Below are 21,759 nucleotides of genomic sequence, written 5' to 3'. Positions count from 1 at the left end.
TGTTACGGGAGAGCGCGGGTATGACGGACGGGTTAGGGAGCTTGCTGAGAGAAGGACGTTGGCGCTGGGCTGTGCTTCTGGGGCTGGTGGCTGCCATCTCGCTCGGCCACTATCTGGTGAATGTCGACCAGCACCATTATCATGACATTTTCCGCCGCAGCTACTACCTGCCCATCATCCTGGCGGGTCTGTGGTTCCAGTTGCGGGGCGGACTGGCGGTTGCCATTCTGGTTTCCGTGGTCTACGCTCCTCATGTGGTCTTCCAGTGGGGGGCCCACCCCGAAGCGCAATGGGAGCAGTACCTGGAAATTCTGCTCTATCATGTCATCGGGGGCGTGACCGGCCTGCTGTCCCTCAAAGAGCGGTCGCAGCGATTCAAACTGGAAAAAACGGCCCAGCGGCTTAACGAGAGCTATCAGAAACTCGTGGACCAGGCCAGCCAGATTCTCACCTTCGAAGAGCAGCTCGTGCGCGCCTCCCGCTCCACCGCCCTGGTAGAACTGGCGGCCGGGCTGGCGCATGAGATCCGCAATCCTCTCGGGTCGATTCGCGGTACCGCGGAAATTCTCAAGGATGAGACAATCAGCTCTGCGCAGCGCGGCGAATTCGCCGACATTCTGCTGCGTGAGGTGGACCGCATGAACCAGGTTGTCACCGATTTTCTCCAGTTCGCCAGGCCGGTCGATCTCGGTAAAAAATCGTGCGACCTCAATGCCCTTCTGTGGGAACTTGTGCTTTTTACCGCCGAGGAATGTCACCGTGCGAAGATATCCGTCCGGTTTGACCCGGGCGACATCCCCTCTGTGCCGGTCGACTCCGATCAGATTCGCCAGGTTTTTCTGAATATTCTGCTCAACGCGGTCCAGGCCATGGCCGGTGGCGGTGCCTTGCGGATTGCCACGCATCGGCTCGATGACAGCCTCGTTGTGCGTTTTATCGACAATGGCCCCGGCATCGCTCAGGATCTGCTGCCCAAAATCTTCAATCCCTTCTTCACTACCAAGCCGACCGGCACCGGCCTCGGCCTGGCCATTTCCCAGCGTATCATCCAGGTCCATGGTGGCCGTATCAATGTGGCAAGCCGGGTTGGGCAGGGGACAACCTTTGAAGTACAGCTCCCCTTAGGAGATGAGACGTCTTCAGGTTCTACCGCCGGATAATCCGACCTCCGTTTCCCTCCGTAAATCCCCCTGTTTTTTTGGCTTTTTTCATCATCCTCCAGGTGCAGACCCTCTTTGACAGAATAGGAAAACATTCCTGGCTGCACATCTTTATTGTTCTGAGACTTTTTAGAAGATGCTGATAAGTAGTCAAAAAATATTAAAAATTAAAACACACATAAAGAATGTAGAAATAAAAAGATAAAATACACCAGAATAATGTTAAATATGTAAATAAAAAGTTGACAAAAAATATAAACAAAAATAAAGTGACCAAAACGGAGCAAATGATTTTTATTTGATAGTCTTTGGAATAAGTTCTTCATCGCAGAAAGGAGCAGCCCATGTCCCGCATTTATTCCGACAACAGCCTGTCCATCGGCCGGACGCCTCTGGTGCGTCTGCAGCGCCTGGCCCCCGAGGGCGTGACGATTCTCGCCAAAATTGAGGGGCGCAACCCGGCTTATTCGGTCAAATGCCGCATCGGTGCCGCCATGATCTGGGATGCGGAAAAGAAGGGGCTGCTCGGGCCTGGCAAGGAAATCGTCGAGCCGACCAGCGGCAACACCGGCATCGCCCTGGCTTTTGTGGCAGCGGCGCGGGGCATTCCCATTACGCTGACCATGCCGGAGACCATGAGCCTGGAACGGCGCAAGGTGCTCAAGGCCTTTGGTGCCAATCTGGTTCTCACTCCCGGTGCCAAGGGGATGGGTGGGGCCATCGCCGCCGCCGAGGAACTGGCGGCTTCCGATCCCAATCGCTACGTGCTGTTGCATCAGTTTAAAAATCCAGCCAACCCGGCCATCCACGAGCAAACCACCGGGCCGGAAATCTGGCAGGACAGTAACGGTTCCATCGATATCCTGGTTTCCGGTGTCGGGACCGGCGGCACCATCACTGGCGTCACGCGCTACATCAAGAAGACGGCAGGCAAGCCGATCCTGTCTGTTGCCGTCGAACCGGTGGAGTCGCCGGTGATCAGCCAGAAGCTGGCGGGAGAAGTGCTGCAGCCCGGACCGCATAAAATCCAGGGCATTGGGGCCGGTTTCATCCCGGATACCCTGGACCTGGGCATGGTCGATCTGGTGGAGCAGGTCAGCAGCGACGAAGCGATCGCCTTTGCCCGCCGCCTTGCTCTGGAGGAGGGGATCCTCTCGGGCATCTCCTGCGGAGCCGCCGTAGCGGCTGCCGTGCGCCTGGCCGCTCGCCCCGAGCATCATGGCAAAACCATCGTGGTCATTCTGCCCGATTCGGGCGAGCGCTATCTTTCCAGCGTACTTTTTGAGGGAATAGTTTAAGCGATACCAATTGTTTCTTGATAAAAACAGTTGACAAACGAATCGCAGCCCTTTAAAGTTTCACCCTAACGCAGCAGCGTCTTTATCACGAGTGGTGGAGGGACAGGCCCGACGAAGCCACAGCAACCGGTCCGCAGGTGCGGATGACAGGTGCTAAATCCTGCCTGCCGTATTCCACACAGGATGCGGCCGGAAAGATGAGGACGGTGCTTCCCGGATAACCGTCCCTTTGACTGTACCGGCGAAGCCCCTTCTCATCCCCAAGAGAAGGGGCTTTTTCTTTGCAGGCTCGCAACCTTGACGAGGGATGACATGAATAGTGCGAAATCCAACTGGACCGTTGAAAGCGCCCTGGTGCAGGTCGGCGTCGGCCGCGACGAGGCGACCGGCGGCCTCAGCTTTCCCATCTACCCGAGCGCCACCTACCGCCATCCGGCTCTGGGCGAGAGTACCGGCTATGACTACACCCGCTCCGGCAATCCCACGCGCCAACTGCTGGAAGAATCCGTCGCTCAGCTCGAGGGTGGCGCTCGCGGACTGGCCTTTGCCTCGGGCATGGCGGCGCTGACCACGCTCTTTCTCCACTTCGCCGCTGGGGATCATCTGCTCGTCTCCCGCGACCTCTACGGCGGCACTTACCGGCTGCTTGATCAAATCTTTGCCAAGCTGGGACTGGAAGTCTCCTACGTCGATGCTACCGACAACGGCGCCGTCGAGGCAGCCCTGCGCCCGCAGAGCAAGGCGCTCCTCATCGAAACCCCAGGCAACCCGCTGTTGGGAGTGGCGGATCTGGCTGAGCTTGGCGCCCTCTGTCGCGACCGCAACCTGCTTTTTATTGTCGACAACACCTTTCTGACCCCGGTACTGCAGCGTCCCTTTGACTTCGGCGCCGATATCACTGTCTATTCGGCCACCAAGTACCTGGGTGGCCACAACGATCTCTGTGCGGGCCTGCTGGTGGCGCGCACGGCCGAACTGGGCGAGCGCCTCTACTTTCTGCAGAATTCCACCGGCGGCGTGCTGCCGCCGCAGGACTGCTGGCTGCTGCTGCGTTCTCTGAAGACCCTGGCCCTGCGGCTGGAACGTCACAACGCCAATGCGCAGGAAGTGGCGGTCTGGCTGCGGGAGCATCCGGCCGTCACCGCCGTCTACTATCCGGGCCTGGCGGATCATCCAGGGCACGAGGTGGCCAAACGCCAAAGCCGCGGCTTCGGCGGCATGCTCTCCTTCCGCGTCATAACGCCGGATAAAGCCGCCCGGGTGCTGCAGCGTCTGCAATTGATCTCTTTTGCCGAAAGCCTCGGCGGCGTCGAGTCGCTGATGACTCTGCCGGCGGTGCAGACCCACGCCGATATTCCTGAAGCGGATCGTCTGCGCCTGGGTATCTGCGGATCCCTGCTGCGATTATCGGTAGGGATTGAAAGTGTCTGTGATATTCTGGCCGACCTGGAACAGGCCTTGAGTGATTGATGAACACCTGCTGACGATTAACCGCAAAGGAATGACACCATGACGCAGCCCCATCATTACCGTACCGCGACCCTGCTGGTTCACCAGGGCCATGACCGCGATCCCGCCACCGGCGCCGCCACTATCCCCATCTACAATGCCTCGACCTACCATCATCCGGGCGGGCAGGGGGGGACCTACGATTATTCCCGCAGCGGCAACCCCAGCCGGCAGCAGGTCGAGGACGCCATCGCTCTGCTTGAGGGCGGGGTCCGCGGCTTTGCCTACGCCTCCGGCATGGCGGCGATTGCTGGCGCTCTGTCGCTGCTCAAAAATGGCGATCATCTGCTGGCGCCTCTCGACCTCTACGGTGGCAGTTACCGCTATCTGAGCCAGGTGCTGCCTCAGCAGGGCATCGCCGTCGATTTTGTCGACACCACCCGTCTGGAGCAGATCGAGGCGGCTATCCGGCCCTCCACCCGCGCCATTTTTCTGGAGACACCCTCCAACCCCCTCTTCACCATCACCGACCTGCGCGGGGTCGCTGAACTGGCCAGGACTCGGGGACTGCTGACGATTCTCGACAACACTTTCATGACTCCCCTGCTGCAGAAGCCCCTGGCCCTCGGCATCGACATCACGGTGCACAGCGCCACCAAGTTTCTGGGCGGGCATTCGGATCTGCTGGCCGGGCTGGCCACCACCGCCAATCCCGAACTGGCCGGTCGACTCAAGCATAACCAGAACGCCAGCGGCAATGTCCTCTCCCCCTTCGATTCTTTCCTGCTGGCCCGTGGCATAAAAACGCTGGGCGTGCGCCTGCAGGCAGGACAGCAAAGCGCCGCCATTCTGGCCGAGCGCCTTTGCAGCCATCCTGCGGTCGCCGCCGTCTACTACCCGGGACTGGACGACTTTGCCGCCAAAGCCCTGCACAATGCCCAGGCTTCTGGCCCTGGCGCGGTTCTCTCCTTCGAATTGAAGGCTGCGGAGGCAGTGCAGCCGCTGCTAAACAGCATTCGCCTGCCGATTATCGCCCCGAGCCTGGGGGGGGTCGAGACCATCCTGACCCACTGCTGGAGCATGTCCCATGCGGCGATTCCGGCCCCGGTGAAGGAGCGCCTCGGTATCCGCCAAACCCTGCTGCGGCTGTCCGTCGGCCTCGAAGACGTCGAGGACCTGTGGGACGATCTCGCGGCGGCGCTGGGGTAGAAACGACAATCTAAGCATCAACGACAAAGGGCCACTCGACGGGAATGTCGGTGTGGCCCTTTGTCTTGTCCGGCAGGGGCTGTCATCAGTGACAGCCCCTTTTCTTTACATTACTACCCAAGAATGGCTTTGAGATCTTCCTCGGCCGTAGTGATGGGGCCGATGTTGTAGTTCTCGACCAGGAAGTTCAGCACGTTCGGCGTGACGAAAGCCGGCAGGGACGGGCCGATCTTGATGTTCTTGATGCCAAGGTGCAGCAGGGTCAGCAGGATGGCTACTGCCTTCTGCTCGTACCAGGAAAGCACCAGGGACAGGGGCAGGTCGTTGACCCCGCACTCGAAAGCGTTGGCCAGGGCCACGGCAACCTGGATGGCGCTGTAGGCGTCGTTGCACTGGCCGACGTCGAGCAGACGGGGGATGCCGCCGATGTCGCCGAGGTCGAGCTTGTTGAAGCGGTACTTGCCGCAGGCCAGGGTCAGGATGACGGTGTCCTTGGGGGCCTTCTCGGCAAACTCGGTGTAGTAGTTACGCCCCGATTTGGCGCCGTCGCAGCCGCCGACCAGGAAGAAGTGCTTGATGTCACCGCCCTTGACGGCCTCGATAACCTTGTCGGCGACGCCGAGGATGGCGTTGTGGCCGAACCCGGTGAGAATTTCCTGACCGGGGTTGTCCTCGAAACCGTCGCACTCCTGCGCCTTCTTGATGACGGCGGAGAAGTCCCAGCCGTCCACATGCTTGACGCCGGGCCATTGGACCAGGCCCCAGGTGAAGAGACGGTCCTTGTAACTCTCAGCCGGCCTCTGGATGCAGTTGGTGTTGAAGATAATGGCACCGGGGAACTGGGCAAACTCTTTGTGCTGATCCTGCCAGGCGCCGCCGAAGTTGCCGACCAGGTGCGCGTATTTTTTCAGGCCGGGGTAGCCGTGGGCAGGCAGCATCTCGCCGTGGGTGTAGATGTTGACGCCGGTCCCTTCCGTCTGTTTAAGCAGCTCTTCGAGAAATTTCAGGTCGTGGCCGGAAACCAGGATCGCCTTGCCGGCCTTGGTGCCGAGCTGAACCGGGGTCGGCACGGGATGGCCGTAAGCCTCTACGTGAGCCTGGTTGAGCAGCTCCATGGTGACATAGTTGATGCGACCCGTCTCCAGGGCCAGGCCGACGTTGGCGGTAAGGTCGAGGCTGTCGTCGAGCAGGGCGGCCAGGGCCTTGTGGGTGAAGGCGTAGATCTCATCCGACTCCTTGCCGAGGATGCGGGCATGGTCGGCATAGGCTGCGTAGCCCTTGATGCCGTAAACAATCAGTTCGCGGACGGAATGGACGTCTTCATTGACGGTATAATCCTTGACGCCATGCAGCTGACCGAGCTTGACCTGCTCATCGATAGAAGCGGGCAGAGCCCAGTCCTGAGCGGCGGCGGGAATGGTGCCTTCGACATTGCCGGCGAGCACACGAGCCTTGTCGCGCAGGCGGACACCCTCGGCCACGAGCTTGGAGACGGCTTCGGCATCGAAGTCGACGTTGGTGACGGTGGTGAAGAGGCCGTCGATCATGAAGCGGTCGACCTTCTGGTCCTTGGCGCCTTTCGCACGAGCCTTGTCGGCCCAGAAAGCCACACCTTTAAGGGTGTAGATGAGCAGATCCTGCAAAGCGGCGACATCCGGCTTCTTGCCGCAGACGCCGATGACAGTACATCCTCCGTTGGCGGCTTGTTCACACTGGTAACAGAACATTGACATGGCATTCTCCTTTGTTGAGTGACTGGTGGTTTGCGTTTCCTTTTTGCCAAATCCTAAAAAATCCATGATTCCCATGATAGTTCAACCCTTTCTGCGAGAGATTTTATGAGCGACGAACCTGAACAGCGGTCCTGATTTCTGCTGAAGTTGGCTCGACTATAAGCGAGGACCGCAGGGTAAAACATGACCCAGGTCAAATTCGGATATTTTTTGTCATTTTTTAGCAGCGCGGACTGTCAGGTGTTGCGATGATGAAGATAGGAGTGGCTTTGGAGAATGGAATAGGGGAGGGAGGGGTGATCAGCGCAGAGGGTCGAAAAGAGATTCGAGGCCGTTGACTTTGATCTCATAGACGGCGCGCAAACGGCGGCCGAGAAGACCTGCCGGAAAACCCTGACCGGCCATCCAGACCACGTAGGGTTCGGGCAGGTCGATCAGACGCCAACCGGCATACTTGCCAAAGGGCATGCGCATGGCCGCCAATTCCAAAAGTTCCTGGTGGTCGGAGGAGCGGTGTCGAGGTGTCTGGTCGGGATTGGCGTTTGGAGACACGGGTATAGGGACTCCCTGGTCAGGGTGGCTACGGCGGGAAGGACAACGCCCCGGAGAAATCCCGCCGGGACGGTGTCAAAAAGAAGAAAAATCAGAGAATTTCCACCAGTTCGATTTCGTAGGTCAAATCTTCACCAATGAGGGGATGGTTGGCGTCGAAGGTCACCGAATCCTCGGTGAATTCTACCACGGTGACAATTTCCACTTCGTCGTCTTCCGTGGTCATTTCCAGTTCCTGACCGACTTCGGGAACAAAATCGCCGGGGATCTTGTCCCGACTGACGGTGAAGACCTTGTCGTCATCATATTCGCCGAAAGCGCTCTCGGCTGGAATTTTCACGACCTTTTTGTCGCCCGGAGACATGCCAATCAGTGCCTCCTCGATCTCCTGGAAAAACTCACCTTCACCCAGGGTCAGCTCCATGGGGCCCGATTCGCAATGATCTTCTTCGCATTGGCCGTCATCGAAGGTGGTGTCGAAAATAGTGCCGTCGTTAAGTTTGCCAATGAAATCGATGCTGACGTTGTCGCCTTTTTTTGCTTTTGCCATCCGGTTGATCCTTCCCTGTCTGTTGCGGTATTATGTAAAAGATACATCATGGTAAGAGGGACGAAGCTGTCCGTCCAGAAAAAAATGCGGGTCTTTCTGTCCCGAGCGAAAATACCTGCAAATCCTGTCGTGTGAGACACCTTTTTGAGGAGACCAAAAAATGAAAATCACTATTGAATACTGCGGCGGTTGAGGATATTTCCCCCGTGCCGTCAGTCTGGCGGAGAAAATCAATCGAGAGCTGCAGGAAAACCCTGACCTGATCAAATCCATGGGAGGCGTCTTTGAGGTCAAGGCCGATGGCAATCTGATCTATTCCAAGAAGGTCACAGGCGTTTTCCCCGCTGAAGAGTCGGTGGTCGACAGTCTGCGCCGACTTAGAGAAAAGGATTGAGGCTGTTGCGGAATGATTTTCCGACCAGGAACACGACAGCGGCCACCAGCTTTCAAGCCAAAGAACACCGTGGAGCTGCGTATCCATCAGCGTAATGCCGACTCGACCTGTTTCCAGGTGTGTACAGAGTCAAGGCTGAATTGGGTGCATCAAGGGTGTTTTTCTGTTATGATGCCGCGGGCAGTGGCCACCTTGGCCGGCTGCCATTTCCCCTGACCGGAGTTTTCATGCAAGATATTTTTGACGATACAGATGCCATCTTCGAGGAAGACGATCTTGAGATGGCTCAGGATGCCCTGCAGCGAGGCGACAGCCGGGCTGCGCTCGAATTGGCGCAAGAGTACCTGGTGGACAATCCTCTCAGCGTCGAGGCCCTCAACCTGTGCGCCATCGCCGCCTCGAAGGAGGAGGATGAAGACAACGCCTATCTGCTCTTTCGCAAGGCTCTCACCCTCGAACCCCATAACGGCACGATTCATCATAATTTTGCCGCCCTGCTTGAGCGTCTCGGACGCTACGAGGAGGCCCTCAAGCATATCCGCATTGCTCTGGAACAACAGCCCGACTTTCCGGAAATCCATGTCAATATGGGCAACGCTCTCGACGCCCTGGGACGCTCGGAGGAAGCCCTGGAGGCTTACGATGAGGCCTTGACACGCCTGCCCCAGTCCCCGGATGCGCAGTACAATAAAGGTTACGTGCTCAATCGGCTGGGCCGTTTTGAGGAGGCGCTTCGCTGTTTCGAACAGGTGCTGGCCGAATACCCGGGAGATCCGGCCACCCTTAACAGCTTGAGCTATTCTCTCGCCCATCTGGTCGACCAGGAGGAAGCACTGGCCTACTGCGACAAAGCCCTGCGGCGACATCCCCGCGTGGCCATCTTTCATTTCAACCGTGGCCTCGCTTTGGGTCGGCTGGCTCGCCTCGACGAGGCTCTGGTCAGTCTGGACCGTGCTACCCGACTCGATCCCGGATTTTTCGAGGCGTTCATGGAAAAGGCCAGTCTTCTTCTCGAGAACGGGCGTTTCTCTGAAGTTCTTCCGATTGTGAATCAGGCTGAAAAGGTCGAACCGGATCATCCCGAGCCACCCTTTTACCGGGGTATCGTTCTGGAAAAACTCGGAGATCTCGAGGGTGCCCTCCAGGCCATCGACGAAAGTCTGCGACGGGATCCCGACTCCATCTATACCCTCAACAATAAGGGGAACGTGCTGATCGATCTCGGGCAGTTCGATGAAGCCCTGGCCTGTTTCGATGCCATTCTCGAACGCACTACTCGTTATCCTCTGGCCCACTACAACCGCGCCTGTGTTTTTGCCCGGCTCGGGAAAGTCCGTGAAGCGGTCAAGGCCTTGAGCTGCGCCTCCGCCCAGGAAACGCATTTTCTGGAGGATGCTCTTCATGACCCCGATTTCGACAGCATACGAAATTCCCGTTCCTTCAAGAGTCTTTATAAAGACAACACCACGGATTAAGGCCGTCTGCCCATGACCGATACAGTTGTTTTTCCCGTCCATGGCATGAAGTGCCAGAAGTGTGTGGGACGGGTGCGTGAAGCACTCTTAGCCCTTGATGGCGTCACCGAGGTTCAGGTTTCTCTGGAGGATCTCCAGGCGAAGGTTTCCGTGGAGTCCGGCCGTATCCAGCGGGACACTCTGGTCGAGGCTGTCCGCCAGGCCGGGTTCCAGGTGCCGGCCGAGGGCGACGATGAGGCGGTGCCGTCAGAGACTCCACCGTCCGATTCATCTGCCTCTTCTGGTCGGGAGAAAGCGGGCCAGGTCGAAAGACTTACCTTGAAGATTACCGGCATGACCTGCGCCAATTGTGCCCGGACCATCGAAAAGGGGGTGGGGGGCATGGCCGGCGTCAAGAGCGCTGTGGTCAATTTTGCCGCGGAAAAACTGCGGGTCGAGTTTTTGCCGGAACAAACCGACATCGAGGCCATCCTGAAAAAGATTGAGGATCTCGGCTACCGCGCCTCCCTGCAGTCTGGGGAGGTTTCGCCTGGTAAGATTTCCTTTTCGGTCCAGGGCATGCACTGTGCTGCCTGTTCGCAGACCATCGAGAAAAAACTTGCGCAGCTCGAAGGCGTCCGCTCGGCCAGAGTCAACTTCGCCCGCGAGAAGGCGACCGTCGATTTCGATCCGGCCCTTCTCGACCAACAGGGTATTTTCGAGGCGGTGCGCCGTGCCGGCTACACCCCCGTGGCCGCGCAGGACCAGGACGATGCGGAAGAGGGGAAAAAACAGCTGCGCTGGCTGATCTTCTCGGCTGTTTTCACGGCCCCGATCATGCCGCTCATGTGGCTGCATCCCTTCGGGGAGGCGACCCTCTATGTGATTTTCGTCCTCGCCACCCTGGTGCAGTTCACGGCGGGGCTGACCTTTTACAAAGGGGCATACACTTCACTGAAAAATGGTGCGGCCAACATGGATGTGCTGGTTGCCATGGGGATCACGGCGGCCTACGGCTATTCGGTGCTGGCCGGTTTCGGCTGGTTCGGCATCTCTGGAGAAGTTTTTTTTGAAACCGGTGCCATGCTCGTCACCTTCATCCGTTTCGGCAAATGGCTGGAGGCCCGCGCCAAGGGGAAGGCGGGACAGGCGCTCAAGAAACTGCTCCATCTGCAGGCGGACCGTGCCCTTATACTGGTGGATGGGCAGGAAAAAGAAGTGGCGGCCGACAGCATTCAGGTCGGTGATGTTTTTGTGGTGAGAGCCGGCGAAAAGATCGCCACCGACGGTATTGTTGTCGAAGGCGGTGCGGCCGTGGACGAATCCATGCTCACGGGCGAGGCGGTACCCGTGGACAAGGGGGTCGATGACGAGGTCACCGGCGCCACCATCAACCGCAGCGGTCGGCTGGTGGTACGCGCCACCCGCATCGGCGAGCAGACGGCGCTGGCCCAGATTGTTCGCATGGTGGAAGACGCTCAGGGGGACAAGGCCCCCATCCAGCGTCTGGCCGATACGGTTTCTAATTACTTTGTGCCCACCGTTGTTGTGATCGCCTTGGCAACCTTCCTGCTCTGGCGCTTTGCACTCGGGATGGATTTCCTCTTTGCCTTCAAGATGGCCATCAGCGTCCTCGTCATCGCCTGCCCCTGCGCCCTCGGCCTGGCCACCCCGACGGCCATCATGGTCGGCAGCTCCGTCGGCCTCTCCGAGGGTATTCTCTTCAAGAGGGCGACGGTTCTCGAAAATATTTCCAAACTGCAGATTATGCTCTTCGACAAAACGGGCACGCTGACCCGTGGCGAGTTCACGGTTACGGATGTTGTTCCTGTCGAGGGTACGGAAAAAGGGGAGCTGCTGCGTTTGGCGGCTGCGGCTGAGTCGGAAAGTCATCATCCTCTGGCCAGGGCTGTTGTCCATGAGGCCAAGGCACAAAACCTTGACTGGTCTCAGGCCAGCGAAGTGGAAGAACGAGGCGGTCACGGGCTGCTCTGTGTTGTTGACGCCATACGCGTGACCGTCGGCAACCAACGTTTGCTGGATGAGGAAAAAATCACCTTGGGTGAGCTGACCGAGCGGGCCCATGAACTGGCACAGGCCGGTAAATCCATCGTTTTTGTCGCCGCCGACCAGAAGGCCCTCGGATTGCTGGCCCTGGCGGATACGCCGAAAGAAGGGGCAGCAGAGACCATCTCCCGTTTGAAGGAGCTGGGTCTGCGCACGATCATGATTACCGGCGACCGGTTGGCTGTGGCCGAAGCGGTCGCTGCCGAGGTGGGAATCGACGCCGTGGAGGCTGAGGTTCTGCCCGAACATAAGCAGCAGGTAGTCCGTCGCTATCAGGATGAAGGCTACCTCGTCGGCATGGTGGGTGATGGCATCAACGACGCTCCCGCTCTGGCTCAGGCCGATATTGGCATCGCCATCGGCAGCGGTACCGATGTCGCCAAGGAAACCGGTGAGCTCATCCTGGTCAAGGGAGATATCCGCGATGTGGAGCGCGGCATTCGTCTGGGGCGAAAAACCCTGTCGAAGATCAAACAGAATCTCTTCTGGGCTTTTTTCTATAACGTAGCGGGTATTCCCATCGCCGCCGGCGCTCTCTATCCTGCTTTCGGCCTGGTTCTCAAACCCGAGTTTGCCGGCCTGGCCATGGCCTTCTCCAGCGTGTCGGTGGTCACCAACAGCTTGTTGCTGCGACGCTACCGCCGGCGGATGCAAAAATAGCCCATGACGTCCATCGTGGGGGTCATAGGCGCCGGCACGGTGTCGACGGCAGGCTATGAATCAGCTCGCCGGGTCGGGCAGTTGCTTGCCGAGGCTGGATTGCTCCTGGTATGTGGTGGAGGCGGTGGCGTCATGGAGGCCGCCTGTCGTGGGTGCCAGGAAAAAGGGGGCATTGCCCTCGGTATTCTGCCTGGCGCCAGCCGCCATGAGGCCAATCCCTACGTAAGTATCCCTGTCGTCACCGACATGGGACACGCCCGCAACGTCATTATCGCGCATACCGCCCGGGTTCTCATCGCAGTTGAAGGAGAGTACGGCACTCTCTCCGAAATCGCTGTCGGCCTCAAGCTGGGTCGTCCCGTCATCGTTCTTGGTCGCTGGCAACATATCGATGGCGTTATGAGGGCGTCCACTCCAGAGGAAGCTGTGCGCCTTGCCCTTGATTTCCTCACGGACCTTCCTTCATGACGAGGAGAATGATCTGATATGCCTGTCGATTTGAATCGATCCCTGGAATTTTCGCGCCAACTGGTCGAGTGGGTGCGCGGCAAAGGGCGTATTCTCATCTTTTGTCACGATAACCCCGACCCGGATTCGCTGGCCACCGCCTACGCCCTGCAGCACCTCTTTCTAGTCAAGACCGGGCAGAAAGCGACCATCACCTTCGGCGGTATCATCGGGCGGGGGGAGAACCGCACCATGGTGCGGTTGCTGGAGATTGACGCCGTCAAGGTGCAGGATCTGGATCTCGGTGAATACAGCGTTTTCTGCGCTGTTGATACCCAGCCGGGAACCGGCAACAATTCCATCCCGGCCGAATGTCGCCCTGATGTGGTCATCGATCACCATCCCCTGCGTGACGATACCGGTCAGGTCCGACTGGTCGATGTCCGCGAGGATTATGGCGCGGCGGCGACCATTCTCTTTGAATATCTCAGGGCGCATGAAGTCAGTATCAACACCAAATTGGCCACAATCCTTTTTTACGCCATCAAGTCCGAAACCCAGGATCTGGGCCGGGAGTGGTCCAAGGCTGACCGCGAGGCCTATCTCAGTCTGGTCCCCTTGGTCAACAATCACATTCTTTATGAGATTACCCATCCGCAAGCGCCGCGGGGCTATTTCAGCAGCTTCAACAAGGCTATTGAAAGCGCCCGCACTTACGGAGAAGTTCTTGTATTCAATCTGTATGATATTGAGGTGCCCGACATGGTCTCCGAAATGGCGGATTTTCTGCTGCGTGTCGATGATGTGGCTGTCGTCATGGGGATGGGCCATTACAATGGCATGGGAGTGCTCTCCCTGCGCACGTTGCGGGAAGACCTCAACGCCGGGGACCTCATCCAGCAGGTGGTGCAGGGCATCGGCACGGCCGGAGGACATGGGATGATAGCCGGTGGCCAGGTACGGCCTTTCCCCGAAACACGCGCAAAGCAGCACGAACTGGAAAACACTCTGACCGGGCGCCTGCTGGAAGCCTTAGGAATCAAAAAGAGCAAGGGACTGAGCCTGCTTACCCGTTGAATGTCCTTTTCAAGGCCGGAGCGTTGACTCAAGGCGCCATCCGGGCTATAACCGCACTCGTTTATCTGATAGAGGTCACCATGGTACGTCTCTTTTTCATTGTAATTTTCTGGCTTCTCGCCTGCCTGCCGGCGGGAGCGTCCGTTGAGATCGCGCTCGGCGGCAGCAACCCCGCGACCATCGAAGAAGTCTATCGACGGGAAGGAACCTCCTTTCTCTCTGTGGATGAGGTGCTGCGTGCCGTTGGGCTTTCGGGGCGCTGGATTTCTGTCGACCACGTTTATACCTTTAACACGCCCCGTGGCACGGCTATCATCTCTCCTGGCAGCCAATTCATCCGTTTGAATGGTGATTTTATCCCTCTCAGCCATCGTCCTCGCTTCATTGATGGCAAACTGCGCGTCCCGGAAAACTTTGTGACTGGGAATCTCCGAAACCTGCTCGGTCAGCCTGTCTACTACCGCAACCTGCAGCCGGTTGTCGACGAGGAAACTTCGGGTGAAGAAGGGACTCTTGACCGTCTCTTTGCCTTTTTGCTGAGCAAAAAGAAAACGGTCAGCATTCCCGGTATCCGTGGGGTGGCCATTGATCCGGGCCATGGCGGCGAGGATCAGGGGGTCATCGGACTGGATGGCGTCAAAGAAAAGGATGTGACCTTAAATGCCGCCCGCCGTTTTGAAAAGCTGATTAAAATGCGCATGGGGATTCCTGTTTATCTCAGCCGTGACGGTGATTACGCCCTCACCTGGCAAAAACGTTTTGAACCAGCCCTCCGCAGCGATGTGGACGCCCTTATCACCCTGCATGCCCAGGGGGCCTTTTCTTCAGGTCCGCAGGGGTTGGCGCTGTTCATCAGGCCGCAGAACGGCTTGGAGAACGAACAGACCGAAGCGGTCCGGCCCGACCTCAGTCTGCAACTGGCGCAGGAACTGAAAGTATCCCTGGAAAAGCAAGGCCTGCCAGTGCTCGATATCATCCAGGCACCATTGCTGCCTCTTGGCCGAGGGGATCTGCCAAGTGTGCTGGTGGAAATGGGCTATCTGACCAACAGTAAAGACAAAAGGCAGCTTGTGGAGGGCGCCGGGCTCGATCGTATGGCCGAAGCCCTCTATGCAGGCTTTAAAGCCTTTGCCGATAAACAAAAGGAGAGCATGAATTGAATTCCGATCCGATCCAAAGAAAAGACGGCCGCGCCATCGATGCCCTTCGAGGCGTGTCCTTTGATCTGCATTTTACCCGCTATGCCGAAGGCTCTGTTCTGGTTTCTTTCGGGAACACCCGTGTTCTGTGCAACGCCACCGTGGAAGAGAAGGTGCCTCCCTTCATGAGGGGCGAGGGGCGCGGCTGGGTCACCGCAGAATACTCCATGTTGCCAAGGGCTACGCACAGCCGCTCCCCTCGCGAGTCGACCAAGGGCAAAATCGGCGGTCGTACCCATGAAATCCAGCGCCTCATCGGACGTTCCCTGCGGGCCGTCATGGACATGGAAGCCCTCGGGGAGCGCACCATTCAGATGGACTGTGATGTCATCCAGGCTGATGGGGGGACGCGTACAGCCTCCATTACCGGGGCCTATGTCGCCATGAGCCTGGCGGTCAATACCCTTCTCGAAAAAGGCCTGATTGCCCGGTCTCCCATCAAGGAAAGCGTCTCCGCCGTGAGCGTGGGGATTGTGGGGGGGCAACCGGTGCTTGATCTGAACTATGATGAGGATTTCCAGGCATCCGTCGACATGAACTATGTCATTACCGAGTCGGGCCGTTTTGTCGAGGTGCAGGGGACTGCTGAAGAAGAGCCTTTTACCCTGCAGGAACTTGACGCTCTCCGGGACCTGGCTCTGGTTGGCTGCCGAAACCTGAGCGAACTGCAGAAAAGAGTTCTGGAGGGATAACATGGATCTGGTGATAGCCACCCGCAATCAGGGCAAACTCAAGGAAATCCGTCGACTGCTGCTGGACACCGGCGTTGTTGTGCGCGGCCTGGACGAGTTCCCCGAGGCGCCCGAAGTCGAGGAGGATGGCGACAGTTTTGAGGCCAACGCCCGCAAGAAGGCCGAAACAGTCGCGGCGGCGATCGGGTTATGGACCCTCGCCGATGATTCCGGCCTGACGGTGGAGGCCCTTGGCGGCAAGCCTGGTGTGCATTCCGCCCGCTATGCCGGACCGGCAGCCAGCGATGCCGACAACAATGCCAAGCTTATCCAGGAATTAACGGAGGTTCCCCTGCCGCAGCGTAAAGGAGCCTTCAACTGTTGCATGGCCCTGAGTCGGCCGGGGGAGCCGACCCGCGTCTTCCATGGGCGGATCGAAGGCCTTCTTCTCAACGAACCCAGGGGAGAAGGGGGGTTCGGATACGATCCGCTCTTTCTGGTGCGGGAGTACGGCAAAACCATGGCCGAACTGGCGATTGAGGTTAAAAACCGCATCAGTCATCGTGGCCAGGCTTTGCGCCAGGCGCTGGGCTGGATCAAGGACAATCTGCTTGGATAGCAAAAAAGGTTTGCCGGAAGATGGGCAAACCTTTTTTGCTTTATAAAGCACCTTTTATCGATGGGTTCTAGAAGACGGGCGGGGCCGGCGGGGCAATGTTGAAGAGGGTTTCAAACTCCCATGAAAAGGTTTCCGTCAACGTGTTGCCATACCGGTCTGCCAGCCCGGGATTGAGGGTGGCGGTGTAGCGAGTGTAGGCAAAAAGGGGCTGGTTCGGCTGAAAGGTCAGACGTCGGCTCAGCGCGTCATAGGTGAGGGTTCCCGGAACCGAGCCGCTGGCAGACTGCAGGTGGATACTGTCGGAAGTCAGGGTCGTTTCGTCGATATCCTCATCAAGGATCAGACTGATCAGCGTATCGACAGGTGCCGTCTGGCCCTTTTGGGGGATCTGGGACAACAGGATCGGCGGCGTCACATCCCAGACCTCGTTTTTTTCCAGCAGGCGCTCATCGTAGAGGGCCACCTGGCTCAGGTCGACCTGTTCCACGGGAATATGGGACAGCAACAGGTCGGCCAGAGCGTCCGTTTCGGCCTGACTCATCCCTTGCGTTGCTCCCTCAATCCCCTCGACCAGCAGGCTCCTTTTCTCCAGAATAGCGCTGCTTGCCACCAGCAGGGCCGCATCGTATTGTGCTGCCGGTATGGCACCGCCGAAAACGACTTCCATTTCGGCCAGCAGTTCCCCCAGGAGGCGGGTCAGCACGCGGGCGGTATTGTGCGCTTTGGTGGCGGCAGCACTCCGGTCAATGTCCGTGGAAGAGAGAGACATCGCCACATAATCCTCCAGCAGGCTGATGTCCTCGGACAGATTTAACGCATGGCGCACACGCACTTCTGCTTCCGGTGCGGCCATGAGCGGATATTTGTCCAGTTCATGCTTGACCAGGGTCGTCAGGGGCGAGATGAAGCCGTAGTGACCCACGGGGGTTTCCAGGGTCACATCGAAGGCCGCCGTTTCCTGAGGGTTGTCCTCGTCGATTGTTTCGCCGGCGCGGATATGTACCACCACGGGATAGCGGTCACCGTCCCCTTTGGCGACGGGCAGGCTGTAGAAACCCCGGTCGCCGGACTCAGTCGCCGGTTCATCGGCGTCGTGGAGTTTATTGCCGTTACGGTCCAGAAAGACCAGGGCATGACGCAGATAGCCGTCGGCCACTTGCCCTTCCAGCAGGATACCAGCAGGAGTCAGGTCGGGCAGAGAAGCCGGGTCGCCCGACACGGAGCTGTCCCCGCCGCTGCCTCCGCAACCGGCCAGCAGCAAAGCGCCGCACAACAGCAGCACCCCGTGAGTATGCATCTTCATTGTTTATCTCCTTGCGGGTTTATCCGAATCACGAATTCCCGTTTTTGACTGCCGGGGTAGATATAGGTTTCCCTCTCCAGCATGTCGGTGACGACGCCACCTTCCACATCGATCAGTTCAATTGATCGGTTGGAGGGAAGGGCGGTGTGGTCCCAGGTCAGCACAATGGGGCTGGTCGGGGCGTCAGCCTGTATAACCAGCCGCCATTGGCCATCTTCCATTTCCGTCAGCCTGTGAATGTCCCGCCAGTACTGCCCCGGTCCGATCAGAAAGTGAGCCTGCAGCATACCGTGAGGCAGGGCTGGCACGTCGTACCTGCCGTCCACCTCTGGCGTGGCATCGATTTTCTGACCGAAACTGAGCTGTACCCGGGCCGGACCGGCCACCACATTCAAAGACGCTTCCCAGCCCTTTTCGTTGTGAGCGCTGACAGCTGTTGCCACCAAAAGCATGCCGATCATCAGCAGGATGAGATTGGTCATGGGCATCAACTCCTTCCAGGCCTGGGGATGATGAGGGTGATCGGGGTATCGGGTACGCCGACATAGATCCAGTAGCCAATCCAGGGCACCATGACTGCCTTTTCCGGAGCGCCGGCACTGGCAAAGGCGTAAGTATCTCCCCAATCGACACCTTTGTAGCGATAAAGGGCGTTGGCGACCAGATGGCGATCAGCGGCGTCCAGCCAGGGGATGGGAGTCTCTGTTCCCGCCTGGACAAGGATTTCTTCAAGAACCACGTTGCCCTGATAGGGGTTCGCTATGAGGTTCCAACCGGCCTGCAAAGGCAGGTTGAAGCTTGCCGTTTCGATGTCCGCGAAGGCGCTGTAGTCAGGGAGAGAAGAATAGCTCGTCTTCTTGATGAAGACCCCTTCGCCGACTTGGGCCGGATTGGCGCTGTTGATGGGGCTGTACGAACCGTCATTGCTCGTACTGGTGATGCCTTTGGAAATCCAACGGTAGGCCTGATTGGTAGAGAAGGCCTGCGTGGCGGTCAGGGCGGCTCCGTCGATGTTTTTCGGAATACCCACCACGTTGACCCCGTCCAGGAGTTCGATGGCAGGTCCGGCGAGCTGGCCGTTGGCCGGGTAGGCCCAGACCAGCCCATTGCGGCTGTCGCGGACTTCAAAGTGGAAAAGGTGCGAGGGTGCTGGTCCCAGTTCCAGGGTGCGGGAGAAAACGGCGCCCGTGACGACATCGCCTTCCGTCTGGCTCATGAGGTAGGGGTACCCGTTGAGGACGAGAAGCACGTCGAGATCGGCGCCGCCCAGACTATCGCGCAATACGACGCTGAACCGATACTGCAGTTCGGCCGTGGGAACGCCGTCGATAAGGTTGTCAAGGGCGCTGCCGCTGTCCGTGCGCTCGACGCCGAACTGTTCGGCAGATTCCTGAGGCAGGCTGAGACCTTCCGGGATGGCGCTGAAATCGGCGGTAATGGCGTGATGCTGACGGACATCACGGAAGGTATACTCCCGCAGCGGTCCTTTCGATTCACCATTCACGAGAACATTGGCGATGTTAAAGCCTTTTTGGGGGAGGATGACGAACTTCTGCTCAGCGCCGTAGGCGACTGCCACCTCTCCGGCGGGGGAGATAATTCCCCCTGGCAGAGCACCTGCGGTGAGTACCCAGTCAGACCGTTCGGCGTCGAGGGGGAAGGCGTCCTGGCTGTCGGTGACGCCGTCGTTGTCGTCATCACTGTCGGCGTTGTTGCCGATGCCGTCCTGATCTGTGTCCATCCATTCATCGGCGTCATGGGGGAAGGCATCTTCGTCATCCAGGATGCCGTCGCCGTCGCTGTCCTTGGGGCCATCGGCACTGACGGTAATGCTAAAGGCGGGCAGGGAATCGCTGGCCTGGCCGTCGCTGACCGAAATGGTGATGGCCGTGAAGGTCTGTACATCCTGATTGCCGGGGATTCCCTGCAGGGTGCCGGTGGCGTTGTTAAAGGTGGCCCACGCTGGCCGATTGGCAATAGAAAAAGACAGGTTGTCGTCGGCGTCCATGTCCTCGGCGCTTGGCGTAAAGGAGTAGAGCGATCCTTCTTTAGCGCTGGTCGCCGGCGTACCGCCGATGCTGGGAGGCTGATTGGTCTCACTTACGCTGATGGTTACGGCTTCACTGGCGCTGAGCTTCCCATCGGAGACGCTGAAAGTGATGGCGTAGCTGCCGGACTGCTCAAAGGTCGGTGTCCAGCTGAAGGTGCGGGTGGCCGCTGTGAAGGTAGAACCGGCAGGCAAGCCACTGGCACTGTAGGTCAGGGAGTCACCATCAGGGTCGTTAGCGCTCAGGCTGAAGGAGAGCAGGGCGTTTTCCGCCACGGACCTGGCACCGATGGCCTCCAGTACAGGGGCGCGGTTGGTGGGGACCAGGACAGGGACCTGCACGGAAATGATGTTGGAGATGGGGCTTTCGTTGCCGGCGGCGTCATAGGCGGTGACGGTAAAGGAGTAGGTCTGCCCATCGGCCAGGCCGCTGAGGCTGGTGGTCAGGTTATTACCTACGTCGACAGGGGAGCTACCCTGGTCAGCTCCGCTTCCCGTGAAGGGCAGCGCCTCGGAGCCGAGCTGATAGTGCAGGTGGTAACCCGTCACTTCGGGAGAGGGACTGGCATCCCAGGCCAGGCTGACCTGACCTGCATAGGCCGGGACGGCTGTCAAAATCCAGCAGGCCAGAGCCAAGGCCAGGCGCAGCAGGGTAAAAACCCCTTTTTTCATGATAATCTGTGTCATGTTGCCTCTTTTTCATTTGGGTGCACCGTATTGTCCGGCACGGGTTTGACGGTTACGCGAAAGTCCAAAAAAAAGCGCCCACCTCATTTCCGAAGGTGAGCGCATAACTCTTGCCCCGGCTTGCAGGTCGGGAGCAAGGTGCTAACGTTCTCTTCGGTAGCCCGGCTGTCCTCAACGGGAGGACCCGTGGCTTTGCGTCCCCAGATTGCTCTGGGTTTGCCTTTGTCGGAGATAGATTTTTAATCTACCGGTTTGTCTTTCTGGCGGTGTTCGGGCGCGGCTTTTTTGAAGAGAAGCTAAAAAGCATCGGCCGTTCAACCCCTTATGAGCATAAGCTGTGCCAAGGTAAAATTAAACAGGCTGGATCAGCGTTGGCGGGAGGAGTAAAGAGGGGGAGAAAAGGATTTTAGCCTGTTATTTCAACAGGTATGAGACGCCTTAAAATGACGGGAAAACCCAGGGTTAGAGGACAATACCGGAGGTTTTGCCCGCAAATCCTTTTCCAAAGGAGGGGGATTTCTCCACCGGGATGACAGATATTGTCATCCCGGCACGTGATTTGAACCTGAGGAAACAAGGTCAGGTGGAGTGGTGCTCATGAACATGGTAGATGGCCAGTTCGGCCAGAACCTCTCGGCGGCACTTTTTCATGCGCTCCAGATGCCTTTCCAGTGAATCATCCGGGCCGCCGCTCTCCTGGAGGGGCAGATGTTCCAGGGTCGAACGGATGCTGAGCACCTGGTCGTGAAATTGCTGAACCAGGGCGTTGACCTGGTCTGCCAACTCCGTAACCTCATCCCCTTTGCGTAAGGTAATCCGTTTGCGCAGATCTCCATCCCGAATCTGTTTCAGATCCTGTTCAATGCGGTAGACACTGCCGGCATAGTTTTTCGGAAAAAAGAGGCTGGCGATAATCCCCACCACAAGACTGAAAACGAAGGAATAGACCACCAAGGGCAAAAGGAGGTCGAGAAAGCTGCGCGCCTTAATATGGAACATTTTGAACGACGAGGTGATCTCCACATTGGCGAAATGGTAATAGACGGCGCTGCTCAGCAGCAGGCAGATGAAAAGGATGCTGCTGATGCGGGCGATCATGCGCCATTGCATAGCGCTGTGGATACTCAGGTTGAGAAGCTTACGTTTTTTCAGTGAAGTGTCGGGATTCATGGCTCTCCTCAAA

General features: G+C 58.2%; 18 protein-coding genes, 1 pseudogene and 2 riboswitches. Of the genes and pseudogenes, 12 read left to right on the top strand and 7 right to left on the bottom strand.

Translation table 11 applies throughout. From position 1 onward, the window contains the following. Positions 1 to 20: 20 nt before the first annotated feature. From AOP6_RS08565 to AOP6_RS08550, 4 genes are all read left to right on the top strand, one after another. Positions 21 to 1,160: an ATP-binding protein gene (locus AOP6_RS08565; RefSeq protein ID WP_155876333.1), complete on the top strand. Its 1,140-nt coding sequence runs from the start codon at positions 21 to 23 to the stop codon at positions 1,158 to 1,160. Positions 1,161 to 1,504: 344 nt separating this feature from the next. Further along, positions 1,505 to 2,458, top strand: a complete 954-nt coding sequence (cysK, locus tag AOP6_RS08560) for a cysteine synthase A (RefSeq protein ID WP_155876332.1) — start codon at positions 1,505 to 1,507, stop codon at positions 2,456 to 2,458. A gap of 79 nt (positions 2,459 to 2,537) precedes the next feature. After that, a riboswitch (SAM riboswitch) is annotated at positions 2,538 to 2,662 on the top strand. A 108-nt stretch (positions 2,663 to 2,770) separates the two neighbouring features. Further along, on the top strand, positions 2,771 to 3,928 hold the full coding sequence (locus AOP6_RS08555; RefSeq protein WP_155876331.1) for a PLP-dependent aspartate aminotransferase family protein: 1,158 nt from the start codon (positions 2,771 to 2,773) through the stop codon (positions 3,926 to 3,928). A gap of 39 nt (positions 3,929 to 3,967) precedes the next feature. Beyond that, positions 3,968 to 5,116, top strand: a complete 1,149-nt coding sequence (locus AOP6_RS08550) for a PLP-dependent aspartate aminotransferase family protein (RefSeq protein WP_155876330.1) — start codon at positions 3,968 to 3,970, stop codon at positions 5,114 to 5,116. Between the two features lie 113 nt (positions 5,117 to 5,229). On the opposite strand, the gene hcp is transcribed toward AOP6_RS08550, so the two are convergent. The 3 genes from hcp to AOP6_RS08535 form a co-directional block, all read right to left on the bottom strand. Then, positions 5,230 to 6,843: a hydroxylamine reductase gene (gene hcp / locus AOP6_RS08545; RefSeq protein ID WP_346015142.1), complete on the bottom strand. Its 1,614-nt coding sequence runs from the start codon at positions 6,841 to 6,843 to the stop codon at positions 5,230 to 5,232. A gap of 306 nt (positions 6,844 to 7,149) precedes the next feature. Further along, a complete protein-coding gene (locus AOP6_RS08540) occupies positions 7,150 to 7,401 on the bottom strand; it encodes a DUF3820 family protein (RefSeq protein ID WP_225897260.1) in 252 nt (83 codons plus the stop codon). Positions 7,402 to 7,492: 91 nt separating this feature from the next. Next, complete coding sequence (locus tag AOP6_RS08535; protein ID WP_155876328.1) at positions 7,493 to 7,951, bottom strand: peptidylprolyl isomerase; 459 nt, start codon at positions 7,949 to 7,951, stop codon at positions 7,493 to 7,495. A gap of 205 nt (positions 7,952 to 8,156) precedes the next feature. On the opposite strand from AOP6_RS08535, the pseudogene AOP6_RS08530 reads away from it, so the two are divergent. From AOP6_RS08530 to AOP6_RS08495, 8 genes and pseudogenes are all read left to right on the top strand, one after another. Beyond that, a pseudogene (locus AOP6_RS08530) lies at positions 8,157 to 8,345 on the top strand (Rdx family protein); the annotation flags it as partial. A 227-nt stretch (positions 8,346 to 8,572) separates the two neighbouring features. Beyond that, positions 8,573 to 9,820 (top strand): tetratricopeptide repeat protein, encoded by a 1,248-nt coding sequence (locus AOP6_RS08525; protein WP_155876326.1) that lies wholly within the window; start codon positions 8,573 to 8,575, stop codon positions 9,818 to 9,820. A 12-nt stretch (positions 9,821 to 9,832) separates the two neighbouring features. Beyond that, a complete protein-coding gene (locus AOP6_RS08520) occupies positions 9,833 to 12,526 on the top strand; it encodes a heavy metal translocating P-type ATPase (protein WP_155876325.1) in 2,694 nt (897 codons plus the stop codon). Positions 12,527 to 12,529: 3 nt separating this feature from the next. After that, the gene (locus AOP6_RS08515; protein WP_155876324.1) at positions 12,530 to 12,994 is read left to right on the top strand and encodes a TIGR00725 family protein; all 465 of its coding nucleotides are present in this window, start codon (positions 12,530 to 12,532) and stop codon (positions 12,992 to 12,994) included. A gap of 18 nt (positions 12,995 to 13,012) precedes the next feature. Beyond that, on the top strand, positions 13,013 to 14,050 hold the full coding sequence (locus AOP6_RS08510) for a DHH family phosphoesterase (RefSeq protein ID WP_155876323.1): 1,038 nt from the start codon (positions 13,013 to 13,015) through the stop codon (positions 14,048 to 14,050). A gap of 80 nt (positions 14,051 to 14,130) precedes the next feature. Beyond that, the gene (locus tag AOP6_RS08505) at positions 14,131 to 15,210 is read left to right on the top strand and encodes an N-acetylmuramoyl-L-alanine amidase (RefSeq protein WP_155876322.1); all 1,080 of its coding nucleotides are present in this window, start codon (positions 14,131 to 14,133) and stop codon (positions 15,208 to 15,210) included. 11 nt (positions 15,211 to 15,221) lie between these two features. After that, the gene (gene rph / locus AOP6_RS08500) at positions 15,222 to 15,941 is read left to right on the top strand and encodes a ribonuclease PH (protein WP_155877681.1); all 720 of its coding nucleotides are present in this window, start codon (positions 15,222 to 15,224) and stop codon (positions 15,939 to 15,941) included. A gap of 1 nt (position 15,942) precedes the next feature. After that, positions 15,943 to 16,539 carry an XTP/dITP diphosphatase gene (locus AOP6_RS08495; RefSeq protein ID WP_155876321.1) on the top strand — a complete coding sequence of 199 codons (597 nt, stop codon included), beginning with the start codon at positions 15,943 to 15,945 and terminating at the stop codon, positions 16,537 to 16,539. Between the two features lie 67 nt (positions 16,540 to 16,606). Here the strand turns inward: AOP6_RS08495 and AOP6_RS08490 are convergent, their stop codons facing one another. The 4 genes from AOP6_RS08490 to AOP6_RS08475 form a co-directional block, all read right to left on the bottom strand. After that, positions 16,607 to 17,842 carry an Ig-like domain-containing protein gene (locus AOP6_RS08490; RefSeq protein ID WP_155876320.1) on the bottom strand — a complete coding sequence of 412 codons (1,236 nt, stop codon included), beginning with the start codon at positions 17,840 to 17,842 and terminating at the stop codon, positions 16,607 to 16,609. Beyond that, positions 17,839 to 18,324, bottom strand: a complete 486-nt coding sequence (locus tag AOP6_RS08485; RefSeq protein WP_155876319.1) for a hypothetical protein — start codon at positions 18,322 to 18,324, stop codon at positions 17,839 to 17,841. The genes AOP6_RS08490 and AOP6_RS08485 overlap by 4 nt, the downstream gene beginning before the upstream one ends. Positions 18,325 to 18,329: 5 nt before the next feature. Beyond that, a complete protein-coding gene (locus tag AOP6_RS08480; RefSeq protein WP_155876318.1) occupies positions 18,330 to 20,576 on the bottom strand; it encodes a fibronectin type III domain-containing protein in 2,247 nt (748 codons plus the stop codon). 152 nt (positions 20,577 to 20,728) lie between these two features. Further along, a riboswitch (cyclic di-GMP riboswitch) is annotated at positions 20,729 to 20,807 on the bottom strand. Positions 20,808 to 21,155: 348 nt separating this feature from the next. Then, on the bottom strand, positions 21,156 to 21,746 hold the full coding sequence (locus AOP6_RS08475) for a methyl-accepting chemotaxis protein (RefSeq protein ID WP_155876317.1): 591 nt from the start codon (positions 21,744 to 21,746) through the stop codon (positions 21,156 to 21,158). Positions 21,747 to 21,759: the final 13 nt, after the last annotated feature.

The sequence above is a fragment of the Desulfuromonas sp. AOP6 genome (genome assembly GCF_009731355.2).
GTDB lineage: Bacteria > Desulfobacterota > Desulfuromonadia > Desulfuromonadales > SZUA-540 > SZUA-540.
Note: the sequence above shows the minus strand (reverse complement) of the source record. Positions and strands in the feature narration are given on the sequence as shown.

What these genes read in the sequence shown, in the direction of transcription:
- AOP6_RS08565 (WP_155876333.1), top strand. Translation starts at nt 21, where the DNA reads ATGACGGACGGGTTAGGGAGCTTGCTGAGAGAAGGACGTTGGCGCTGG.
- cysK (WP_155876332.1), top strand. Translation starts at nt 1,505, where the DNA reads ATGTCCCGCATTTATTCCGACAACAGCCTGTCCATCGGCCGGACGCCT.
- AOP6_RS08555 (WP_155876331.1), top strand. Translation starts at nt 2,771, where the DNA reads ATGAATAGTGCGAAATCCAACTGGACCGTTGAAAGCGCCCTGGTGCAG.
- AOP6_RS08550 (WP_155876330.1), top strand. Translation starts at nt 3,968, where the DNA reads ATGACGCAGCCCCATCATTACCGTACCGCGACCCTGCTGGTTCACCAG.
- hcp (WP_346015142.1), bottom strand. Translation starts at nt 6,843, where the DNA reads ATGTTCTGTTACCAGTGTGAACAAGCCGCCAACGGAGGATGTACTGTC.
- AOP6_RS08535 (WP_155876328.1), bottom strand. Translation starts at nt 7,951, where the DNA reads ATGGCAAAAGCAAAAAAAGGCGACAACGTCAGCATCGATTTCATTGGC.
- AOP6_RS08525 (WP_155876326.1), top strand. Translation starts at nt 8,573, where the DNA reads ATGCAAGATATTTTTGACGATACAGATGCCATCTTCGAGGAAGACGAT.
- AOP6_RS08520 (WP_155876325.1), top strand. Translation starts at nt 9,833, where the DNA reads ATGACCGATACAGTTGTTTTTCCCGTCCATGGCATGAAGTGCCAGAAG.
- AOP6_RS08515 (WP_155876324.1), top strand. Translation starts at nt 12,530, where the DNA reads ATGACGTCCATCGTGGGGGTCATAGGCGCCGGCACGGTGTCGACGGCA.
- AOP6_RS08510 (WP_155876323.1), top strand. Translation starts at nt 13,013, where the DNA reads ATGCCTGTCGATTTGAATCGATCCCTGGAATTTTCGCGCCAACTGGTC.
- AOP6_RS08505 (WP_155876322.1), top strand. Translation starts at nt 14,131, where the DNA reads ATGGTACGTCTCTTTTTCATTGTAATTTTCTGGCTTCTCGCCTGCCTG.
- AOP6_RS08495 (WP_155876321.1), top strand. Translation starts at nt 15,943, where the DNA reads ATGGATCTGGTGATAGCCACCCGCAATCAGGGCAAACTCAAGGAAATC.
- AOP6_RS08490 (WP_155876320.1), bottom strand. Translation starts at nt 17,842, where the DNA reads ATGAAGATGCATACTCACGGGGTGCTGCTGTTGTGCGGCGCTTTGCTG.
- AOP6_RS08485 (WP_155876319.1), bottom strand. Translation starts at nt 18,324, where the DNA reads ATGACCAATCTCATCCTGCTGATGATCGGCATGCTTTTGGTGGCAACA.
- AOP6_RS08480 (WP_155876318.1), bottom strand. Translation starts at nt 20,576, where the DNA reads ATGACACAGATTATCATGAAAAAAGGGGTTTTTACCCTGCTGCGCCTG.
- AOP6_RS08475 (WP_155876317.1), bottom strand. Translation starts at nt 21,746, where the DNA reads ATGAATCCCGACACTTCACTGAAAAAACGTAAGCTTCTCAACCTGAGT.